Origin of the sequence: Streptococcus cristatus, from assembly GCF_003943515.1 — a bacterium.
Classification (GTDB): domain Bacteria; phylum Bacillota; class Bacilli; order Lactobacillales; family Streptococcaceae; genus Streptococcus; species Streptococcus cristatus_D.
On record NZ_RJPT01000004.1, the window covers coordinates 134,019 to 145,047 of the forward strand.

At 44.3% G+C, this 11,029-nt stretch carries 5 protein-coding genes; 1 reads left to right on the plus strand and 4 read right to left on the minus strand.

Features of this window, described 5'->3' with window-relative positions; all coding sequences use genetic code 11:
* Nucleotides 1-76: 76 nt before the first annotated feature.
* Together D8791_RS05840 and D8791_RS05845 are read right to left on the minus strand one after the other, a co-directional pair.
* On the minus strand, nt 77-748 hold the full coding sequence (locus tag D8791_RS05840) for an MmcQ/YjbR family DNA-binding protein (protein WP_125446630.1): 672 nt from the start codon (nt 746-748) through the stop codon (nt 77-79).
* 11 nt (nt 749-759) lie between these two features.
* A complete protein-coding gene (locus D8791_RS05845) occupies nt 760-1,392 on the minus strand; it encodes a copper homeostasis protein CutC (RefSeq protein ID WP_125446632.1) in 633 nt (210 codons plus the stop codon).
* Nucleotides 1,393-1,672: 280 nt separating this feature from the next.
* On the opposite strand from D8791_RS05845, the gene pepT reads away from it, so the two are divergent.
* Nucleotides 1,673-2,896, plus strand: a complete 1,224-nt coding sequence (gene pepT, locus D8791_RS05850) for a peptidase T (protein WP_125446634.1) — start codon at nt 1,673-1,675, stop codon at nt 2,894-2,896.
* Nucleotides 2,897-3,070: 174 nt separating this feature from the next.
* On the opposite strand, the gene D8791_RS05855 is transcribed toward pepT, so the two are convergent.
* Both D8791_RS05855 and D8791_RS10700 read right to left on the minus strand, forming a co-directional pair.
* The gene (locus D8791_RS05855; RefSeq protein ID WP_125390694.1) at nt 3,071-4,219 is read right to left on the minus strand and encodes a glycosyltransferase; all 1,149 of its coding nucleotides are present in this window, start codon (nt 4,217-4,219) and stop codon (nt 3,071-3,073) included.
* 117 nt (nt 4,220-4,336) lie between these two features.
* Nucleotides 4,337-11,029: collagen-flanked surface repeat-containing protein (locus D8791_RS10700; protein WP_185760564.1), on the minus strand; the 6,693-nt coding region annotated here is incomplete at its 5' end.

The following is an 11,029-nucleotide window of genomic DNA, read 5'->3' on the forward strand; positions in this document are numbered from 1 at the left end:
TAAATCCGACTGTCCGTTTCTTACTATCTCTATTATACGCTATTTCATCTAAAAATGAAACTCAGGCAAACTAAGATTACTTTTTCTTGGTCAGGACAAAGCTGGTGTTAAGCAAATCAAAAAGTTGCTGGTCGGGCAAAGTTCCATCCAAGGGCAAGCTAAGCCAGTATTTCTTATTCATATGAAAGGCGGGATAAATTCCCTTTTGCTGAATAAGTTCCGCAACTCGGTCACTCTTGACATTGAGAACCTCAATCAGACCATTGCGCTCCTTTTCAAATTTAGACCAATCGGTCGTCAAAAAAACTCCGTACCATTTCTTGCTATCCTGATGGCGAAAAACAGCAGCCCCATTAGTGCTTTTCCGAGAAGAATTCTCCCAGAGATACTCCAACTGTCCCTGATAAGTAGTTGCCACATAGCTACTTAGTCGCTGACTTTGCTCATAAAGAAAGCCTACTTCCTCAAAGCAATGCTGCCGAATGTCCAGCAGAACCTCCTGACAAGCCGCCCTGACTTGACCGACAAATTCTCCAGTCATACTTTCCATCTTGACTTGCCGGTACTCATCACCTGTATCCAAGTCAAGTACCTGAAAATCCAGCTCTCCATCGGAAATCAGCACATCCATCTGGAAGTCGCCCGTCATAATCTTGGTCGAATAGCTATATTCTGCACCAGACCTGACAAAGCCATAATCTAGCAAATTTTCTTCCTTCAGCCTGTATTTTTCAAATAAATCCAGCATGAGCTTTCCTGCTAAAATACTACTTTAGTGCCGTGCAATTGATCAACACCCAAAGTGTCAGCAATCTCAGCACGATTTTCTAGATTAATTCCACCCCCAGGTAAAATTTCTATCCGCCCTGCCGCATGCTCAATCAATTCATCCAGCCAAGCCAAATGCTCTAGAATGGACTCTGACGCTGGCCCGCCATGAGTCAAAATCCGCTTCACTCCATGTTCAACCAGCCAGTCTAACTCTCCAAACTGATATTCAGCAGGAATCGCATCAAAAGCCATATGGAAGACCACATCCAGCCCCTGAGCCGCTTCAAGCAGCCGTTCCATCTTAGGATAATCAATTTCATTATTTTCCGTTAAAACACCAAAAACAAGGCCATGGCTCCCCGCCTCACGTGCCTTCTGAATGTCCGAGAGCATTATCTCGATTTCCATATCTGAATAGACAAAATTCCCACCGCGAGGACGAATCATGGTCATCACAGTCGCATCATAAGGCTTGACCATTCGTACTGCAGCCTCAATGACACCGTAGCTAGGCGTTGTTCCACCAACTGATAGGTTGTCACACAGCTCAAACCGCTTCGCTCCAGCCTCTAAAGCCTTATCTAGCAAGGTGACATTCTCAGCACAAAATTCATAAATCATGGACTACCTCTTATTTACTATATTGATTTTCTACTTTTTATTATATCACAAAATTTCTCTTAACATACTCCTCTAGCATATTTGCCATTGCTTTTCTCAACAATTTTATATTAATAGCTTGCAAAAATTGTCTATTGTCTACTCTTACAAATCTTATTTTCAGCTATTTCCACTACGACCATCTTCCAAGACTTTTCAACTAGAGAATTGTTGACTTACTGATGTCTTTTGTTCAAGATTGTGCTAAAATAGACTTAATCTATAAAAACAAGGAGCTCTTATGAAATACCCTAATCTTTTAGATCGTTTCCTAACCTATGTCAAGGTCAACACACGCTCAGACGAAACATCTACTACTACACCCAGCACCCAGAGTCAGGTCGACTTTGCTAACAATGTCCTCATTCCTGAAATGAAGCGAGTTGGCTTGGAAAATGTCTACTACCTGCCCAACGGCTTTGCGATTGGAACTCTACCAGCCAACGACCCTAGCTTTACTCGCAAAATTGGCTTTATTTCCCACATGGATACAGCAGATTTCAACGCAGAAAACATTCAGCCGCAGGTCATTGAGAATTATGATGGCGGTGTGATTACGCTGGGGAAATCCGGCTTTAACTTGGATCCTGCAGACTTCGCCAGTCTCCATAAATACAAGGGCCAAACCCTGATTACAACTGACGGAACAACCCTTTTGGGAGCAGACGACAAGTCAGGTATTGCTGAAATCATGACTGCTATCGAATACCTGTCTACCCATCCAGAAATCAAGCATGGAGAAATCCGAGTTGGCTTTGGACCAGATGAGGAAATCGGTGTCGGTGCTGATAAATTTGACGCTGAAGACTTTGATGTGGACTTTGCCTACACAGTAGATGGCGGCCCTCTAGGAGAACTCCAATACGAAACCTTTAGCGCTGCTGGAGCCGAACTGACCTTCCAAGGCCGCAATGTCCATCCAGGAACTGCCAAAGACCAAATGGTCAATGCTCTTCAACTAGCTATTGACTTCCACAACCAGCTGCCAGAATCCGACCGACCAGAGAAGACTGAGGGCTACCAAGGCTTCTACCACCTGATGAACCTGACTGGTACTGTCGAAGAAGCTCAAGCAAGCTACATTATCCGCGATTTTGAGACAGAGACTTTTAAAAATCGCAAAGCTGCTATGAAGGTCATTGCTGATAAGATGAACCAAGAGCTGGGTAGCGAGCGCGTCATCTTGACCCTCAAAGACCAGTATTACAACATGAAGCAGGTCATTGAAAAGGACATGACACCAATCCATATCGCTAAAGCAGTCATGGAAAGTTTGGACATCCAGCCGGTTATCGAGCCTATTCGTGGCGGAACTGATGGCTCAAAAATTTCCTTTATGGGCATCCCAACACCGAACCTCTTCGCCGGTGGTGAAAATATGCACGGACGATTTGAGTATGTCAGCTTAGAAACCATGGAACGCGCTGTCGATACTATCATTGGCATCGTCTCTTATCAAGAATAAATAAAAAAACAGAAATTCATAAGGAATTTCTGTTTTTTTTGACTTTTAAAACTGAAAGTTAAGCTAATACCAACTGCTCCAAGAGCAAAAAAGGAGAAGACCAATTGGTCCTCTCCAAAGTTTGGCATGTATCAGGCCGTTATAGTCGACAAAAAAACGTATTGACAGATTCAATTAAGCTTCTGTACCGTTAATGACTTCTATAATCTTCTCAATAATCTCATTATCTAGATACTGTTCGAACTGAGGTAAGTATTCATAATAGTTCTTATAAGTATCGGCCTGTCCTGCCATAATCAAAGCTCTGAAGCCTTGGTAGGCAACTTCAAAATTCCCTATTTTGACACCATTTTCTAACAATTCAAATGGAATCCAATAGTCATAAACCCTGTTCCAGCTGAAAAGACTATCCGGATTCAATTCTAAATCCTTAGCCATATAAGCATAAGCAAAAGCAATGTGATGCTGCCCTGCCTCTCTATATAATTTAGCTAATTGAGACCATGCTTCAGCGCGATTAGGGTTAATCTGGATAGCTTTTTCCAAATACTCCCGTCCTTCAAAAGCTTTCCCTTCATTTTCATAAATTTGCGCTATTTCTAGACAAGAATAATAAGCTTCCTCTGACCATCCATCCGTCATAACTGCACGTTTTTTGAACCAAGACAAGGCCTCCTGGTATAAACCTGCATCACGATAAGATCTCGCACAATAAAAGGTATATCTAGGCTCTAAATCAGGGTCTTGATTATTATAAACGGCATTTGCAAGTACAGTTGCATCATGATAATATTTATCATCGTCTAGACTTCGTGCGCCTCTTGTTCTTGCAATGACTGAATAAGGTCCTACAAGATTTCCATAACTGGCACCTTCAGGCAATTCAATAAATTCATGCACAACTCCTCGCCAATAAATTTCTGGATTATTTTTAACAAGAGCTACACGACGAAATGAAAGAACTCCACTCTCATCTGAAAAATTGAGATAATAGGCATCTGCTTCAAGATCAGTAGAAATTTTTAAACTACCTTCAACGAAATCATCTGCATCAAAGATTAGAATATAGTCTCCCTTTCCTCTTGCATAATTTAGGGCTAAATTTCTATTATACGCAAAGTTTTGCCATTCATCTTTGTGCAATTCTCCTGGAATCCCCACCTCACTAAAAAAGTTCAAGATGAGGTTTTCCGTTCCATCTGTGGAGCCAGTGTCAGAAATGACCCAGTAGTCAAATGTGATTGAATTGACCAAATTTTGGAGTGTTTCCAAAATTATATGGGCTTCATTTTTTACAATCATATTCAATACAATTGATGACATTCAATTCCTCCAAAACATTAATACAACAAAACTAGAGGCTAGTAGAATTTTAATAATCCTAATAGCCTCTGTTTTACTCTAAACTTGATATTGCTTAAATTTTATAAAGAGAATATCTTAGAGTTCTTCTTCTTTTCGCTTAGAAACACCTAAGGCAGCTAGAAGTGCAGCTGATAGAAGTCCTGCGCCTACCACACCTACTTCATGGTTGCTATTGTCACCAGTCTTAGGAAGGGTTCCTGACTTAGCTACTACTTTGGTTGTTCCTGCAGGTTTTGTTGGCTTAGCTGGAACTGTTGGAGCTGTTGGAACTACTGGTTTTATTGGATTAGTAGGGCCAGTTGGGCCTGTAGGACCGGTTGGACCGGTTGGACCGGTTGGACCAGTTGGACCTGTTGGGCCTGTAGGACCAGTTGGACCTGTAGGACCGGTTGGACCTGTAGGGCCGGTTGGGCCGGTTGGACCTGTAGGGCCGGTTGGACCTGTAGGGCCGGTTGGGCCGGTTGGACCGGTTGGACCTGTAGGGCCGGTTGGGCCGGTTGGACCGGTTGGACCTGTAGGGCCGGTTGGACCTGTAGGGCCGGTTGGGCCGGTTGGACCGGTTGGACCTGTAGGGCCGGTTGGGCCGGTTGGACCGGTTGGACCGGTAGGGCCGGTTGGGCCGGTTGGACCTGTAGGGCCGGTTGGACCAGTTGGACCTGTAGGGCCGGTTGGGCCGGTTGGACCGGTTGGGCCGGTTGGACCGGTTGGACCGGTTGGACCAGTTGAACCTGTAGGGCCGGTTGGACCTGTAGGGCCGGTTGGACCGGTTGGACCGGTTACACCCTTGCCATCTTTACCGTCCTTACCATCTTTTCCATCTTTACCATCTTTTCCGTCTTTGCCGTCCTTACCATCTTTACCATTTCTGATAATTGTAGAAGATGTTACTTCATCAGAATCAACCTTACCATTGTTATTCTTATCAATTCCAACAAGAATAGTAACACTACCATCTTCATTTTCAACGAGAGTTACAAGTGAGCTTTGACCATCTTTGCCATCTTTACCGTCTTTTCCATCTTTAACGATAGTAGCAGAGGTTACTTCATCTGAATCAAGCTTACCATTACCATTTGTATCAAAACCAATCTTAATGGTGTGTGTTCCATTTTGGTTGTCAACTACTTCTGCTAATGGTGTCTTACCATCTTTACCATCTTTCACGATAGTTGTTGAAGTCACTTCGCTTGGATCAAGTTTACCGTCGCCGTTCTTATCCAGTCCAACTTTAACAGTATGAGTACCATCGTGGTTATCAACTACTTCAGTTAATGATGATTTACCATCTTTACCATCTGCACCAGTTGCGCCATCTTTCACGATAGTCGTTGACGTTACTTCGCTTGGATCAAGTTTACCATCACCATTCTTATCGATACCAACTTTAACAGTATGAGTACCGTCGTTGTTGTTAACTACTTCAGTTAATGATGATTTACCATCTTCACCCTTAGCTCCTGTGGCACCTGTTGCACCGTCTTTCACAATAGTCGTTGACGTTACTTCACTTGGATCAAGTTTACCATCACCATTCTTATCAAGACCAACTTTAACAGTATGAGTACCGTCGTTGTTGTTAACTACTTCAGTTAATGATGATTTACCATCTTTACCATCTTTACCATCTGCACCTGTTGCGCCTGTCGCTCCAGTTGCGCCGTCTTTCACGATAGTTGTTGAAGTTACTTCGCTTGGATCAAGCTTACCATCACCATTCTTATCGATTCCAACTTTAACAGTATGAGTACCATCGTGGTTATCAACTACTTCAGTTAATGATGATTTACCATCTTCACCCTTAGCTCCTGTGGCACCATCTTTCACGATAGTAGTTGACGTTACTTCACTTGGATCAAGCTTACCGTCGCCGTTCTTATCGAGACCGACCTTAACAGTGTGCGTACCATCGTTATTGTTAACTACTTCAGTTAATGATGATTTACCATCTTCACCTTTATCGCCCTTAGCTCCGGTCGCGCCTGTAGCACCAGTTGCACCATCTTTCACAATAGTCGTTGACGTTACTTCACTTGGATCAAGCTTACCGTCGCCGTTCTTATCGATACCAACCTTAACAGTATGCGTACCGTCGTTGTTGTTAACTACTTCAGTTAATGGAGATTTACCATCCTTACCGTCTTTAACGATGGTAGATGAGGTTACTTCGTCTGAATCCAACTGACCGTTGCCATTCTTATCGAGTCCGACTTGAACAGTATGGGTGCCATCGTTGTTGTCTACAACCTTAGCCAATGATGGCTTGCCATCCGCTCCGGTTGCGCCATCTTTCACAATAGTCGTTGACGTTACTTCACTTGGATCAAGCTTACCGTCGCCATTCTTATCGATTCCAACCTTAACAGTATGGGTACCGTCGTTGTTATTAACTACTTCAGTTAATGATGATTTACCATCTTTACCATCTGCACCAGTTGCGCCGTCTTTAACGATAGTTGTTGAAGTCACTTCACTTGGATCAAGTTTACCGTCGCCGTTCTTATCGATACCAACCTTAACAGTATGCGTACCGTCGTTGTTGTTAACTACTTCAGTTAATGATGATTTACCATCTTCACCCTTAGCTCCGGTCGCTCCTGTAGCACCAGTGGCACCGGTTGCGCCAGCTTTTCCATCCTTACCGTCTTTGATGATTGTTGAAGATGTTACTTCGTCTGGATCCAATTGGCCATTGCCATTCTTATCGAGTCCGACTTGAACAGTATGGGTGCCATCGTTGTTATCTACAACCTTAGCCAATGATGGCTTGCCATCCGCTCCAGTTGCTCCTGTAGCACCAGTTGCGCCATCTTTCACGATAGTCGTTGACGTTACTTCACTTGGATCAAGCTTACCATCACCATTCTTATCAAGACCAACTTTAACAGTATGAGTACCGTCGTTGTTGTTAACTACTTCAGCTAATGGAGACTTACCATCCTTACCGTCTTTAACGATGGTAGATGAGGTTACTTCATCTGGATCCAACTGACCGTTGCCGTTCTTATCCAGACCAACTTTAACAGTATGTGTGCCATTGTTATTGTCTACAACTTTAGCTAGTGGAGACTTACCATCCTTACCGTCTTTGACGATGGTTGATGAGGTTACTTCATCCGGATCCAATTGGCCATTGCCGTTCTTATCCAGACCAACTTTAACAGTGTGCGTGCCGTTGTTATTATCGACAACTTGGGCTAATGATGGCTTACCATCTTCTCCTTTGGCTCCGGTCGCACCTGTTGCGCCTGTTTCACCTTTATCGCCTTTGGCTCCGGTTGCACCGGTTGCACCTGTTGCGCCAGCTTTTCCATCTTTAATGACTGTAGAAGATGTCACTTCATCTGGATCAAGCTGACCATTGTTGTTCTTATCGAGTCCGACTTGAACAGTATGAGTGCCATTGTTGTTATCAACAACCTTAGCTAGTGGAGATTTTCCATCCTTACCATCTTTAACGATGGTAGATGAGGTTACTTCGTCTGGATCCAATTGGCCATTGCCGTTCTTATCAAGACCAACTTTAACAGTGTGCGTGCCGTTGTTATTGTCGACAACTTGGGCTAATGATGGCTTACCATCTTCTCCTTTAGCGCCTGTTTCACCTTTATCACCTTTAGCTCCGGTTGCACCTGTTTCACCTTTATCACCTTTAGCTCCGGTTGCTCCGGTAGCTCCAGTTGCGCCAGCTTTTCCATCCTTACCATCTTTGATGATTGTAGATGATGTTACTTCGTCTGGGTCAAGCTGACCGTTGTTGTTCTTATCGAGTCCGACTTGAACTGTGTGTGTGCCATTGTTATTATCGACAACCTTAGCTAGCGGAGATTTACCGTCCTTACCGTCTTTAACGATGGTAGATGAGGTTACTTCATCTGGATCCAATTGGCCATTGCCGTTCTTATCAAGTCCAACTTTAACTGTGTGTGTACCGTCGTTGTTGTTAACTACTTCAGCTAATGGAGACTTACCATCCTTACCGTCTTTAACGATGGTAGATGAGGTTACTTCGTCTGGATCAAGCTCACCATTGCCGTTCTTATCTAGACCGACTTGAACAGTATGAGTGCCATCGTTATTGTCTACAACCTTAGCCAATGATGGTTTACCATCCGCTCCAGTTGCACCTGTAGCACCAGTTGCGCCGTCTTTAACGATAGTCGTTGACGTTACTTCACTTGGATCAAGCTTACCGTCGCCGTTCTTATCAAGACCAACTTTAACAGTATGAGTACCGTCGTTGTTGTCTACGACTTGCGCCAATGATGGCTTGCCATCTTCACCTTTATCGCCTTTGGCTCCGGTTGCGCCTGTAGCACCAGTGGCACCGGTTGCGCCAGCTTTTCCATCCTTACCATCTTTGATGATTGTAGATGATGTTACTTCGTCTGGATCAAGCTCACCATTTCCGTTCTTATCAAGACCGACTTGAACAGTGTGAGTGCCGTTATTGTTATCAACAACTTTAGCCAATGGAGACTTGCCATCTTTTCCGTCTTTAACGATAGTAGATGAGGTTACTTCATCTGGATCGAGCTGGCCGTTGCCGTTCTTATCCAGACCAACTTTAACTGTGTGTGTACCGTTATTATTGTCCACAACTTGAGCTAATGATGGTTTTCCATCTTCTCCTTTAGCTCCAGTTGCACCTGTTGCGCCAGTTTCACCTTTATCGCCTTTAGCTCCAGTTGCACCGGTTGCGCCAGTTTCACCTTTATCGCCTTTAGCTCCGGTCGCGCCTGTAGCACCAGTGGCACCGGTTGCGCCAGCTTTTCCATCCTTACCATCTTTGATGATTGTAGATGATGTTACTTCGTCTGGATCAAGCTCACCATTTCCATTCTTATCCAGACCGACTTGAACTGTGTGTGTGCCATTGTTGTTATCAACAACCTTAGCTAGCGGAGATTTACCGTCCTTACCGTCTTTAACAATGGTAGATGAGGTTACTTCATCTGGATCCAATTGGCCATTGCCGTTCTTATCCAGACCAACTTTAACAGTGTGCGTGCCGTTGTTATTATCGACAACTTGGGCTAATGATGGCTTGCCATCTTCTCCTTTAGCGCCAGTCGCACCTGTTGCGCCTGTTTCACCTTTATCGCCTTTAGCGCCAGTCGCACCTGTTGCGCCAGCTTTTCCATCCTTACCATCTTTGATGATTGTAGATGATGTTACTTCGTCTGGATCAAGCTCACCATTTCCGTTCTTATCAAGACCGACTTGAACAGTATGGGTACCATTGTTGTTGTCGACAACCTTAGCTAGCGGAGATTTACCGTCCTTACCGTCTTTAACGATGGTAGATGAGGTTACTTCATCTGGGTCCAATTGGCCATTGCCGTTCTTATCCAGACCAACTTTAACAGTGTGAGTGCCGTTGTTATTATCGACAACTTGGGCTAATGATGGCTTACCATCTTCTCCTTTAGCGCCAGTCGCACCTGTTTCACCTTTATCGCCCTTAGCTCCTGTTGCACCGGTAGCTCCTGTTGCGCCAGCTTTTCCATCTTTGACGATAGTTGAAGATGTTACTTCATCTGGATCCAACTGGCCGTTATTGTTCTTATCGAGTCCGACTTGAACAGTATGGGTGCCGTTGTTGTTGTCTACAACCTTAGCTAGTGGAGATTTGCCATCCTTACCGTCTTTAACGATGGTAGATGAGGTTACTTCATCTGGATCCAACTGACCATTGCCGTTCTTATCCAGACCAACTTTAACAGTGTGCGTGCCGTTGTTATTATCGACAACTTGGGCTAATGATGGCTTACCATCTTCTCCTTTAGCGCCAGTCGCACCTGTAGCGCCTGTTTCACCTTTATCACCTTTAGCTCCAGTCGCGCCTGTAGCTCCAGCGGCACCGGTTGCGCCAGCTTTTCCATCCTTACCATCTTTGATGATTGTAGATGATGTTACTTCGTCTGGATCAAGCTCACCATTACCGTTCTTATCAAGACCGACTTGAACTGTGTGTGTGCCGTTATTGTTATCAACAACTTTAGCTAGTGGAGATTTTCCATCTTTTCCGTCTTTAACGATGGTAGATGAGGTTACTTCATCTGGATCCAATTGGCCATTGCCGTTCTTATCAAGTCCAACTTTAACAGTGTGAGTACCGTCGTTGTTGTCCACGACTTGAGCTAATGATGGCTTACCATCTTCTCCTTTAGCTCCGGTCGCGCCTGTAGCACCAGTGGCACCGGTTGCACCGGTTGCGCCAGCTTTTCCATCCTTACCATCTTTGATGATTGTAGATGATGTTACTTCGTCTGGATCAAGCTCACCGTTACCGTTCTTATCAAGACCGACTTGAACTGTGTGTGTGCCATTGTTATTGTCGATAACTTTAGCTAGTGGAGATTTTCCATCCTTACCGTCTTTAACNATGGTAGATGAGGTTACTTCATCTGGATCCAACTGACCGTTGCCATTCTTATCAAGTCCAACTTTAACAGTATGAGTACCGTCGTTGTTGTCTACGACTTGAGCCAATGATGGCTTGCCATCTTCACCTTTGGCACCAGTTGCGCCTGTTGCTCCAGTTTCACCTTTATCGCCTTTGGCTCCGGTCGCGCCTGTTGCTCCAGTAGCACCGGTTGCGCCAGCTTTTCCATCCTTACCATCTTTGATGATTGTAGATGATGTTACTTCGTCTGGATCAAGCTCACCGTTACCGTTCTTATCAAGACCGACTTGAACTGTGTGTGTGCCATTGTTATTGTCGATAACTTTAGCTAGTGGAGATTTTCCATCCTTACCGTCTTTAAC

What these genes read in the sequence shown, in the direction of transcription:
- D8791_RS05845 (WP_125446632.1), bottom strand. Translation starts at nt 1,392, where the DNA reads ATGATTTATGAATTTTGTGCTGAGAATGTCACCTTGCTAGATAAGGCT.
- D8791_RS05840 (WP_125446630.1), bottom strand. Translation starts at nt 748, where the DNA reads ATGCTGGATTTATTTGAAAAATACAGGCTGAAGGAAGAAAATTTGCTA.
- pepT (WP_125446634.1), top strand. Translation starts at nt 1,673, where the DNA reads ATGAAATACCCTAATCTTTTAGATCGTTTCCTAACCTATGTCAAGGTC.
- D8791_RS05855 (WP_125390694.1), bottom strand. Translation starts at nt 4,219, where the DNA reads ATGTCATCAATTGTATTGAATATGATTGTAAAAAATGAAGCCCATATA.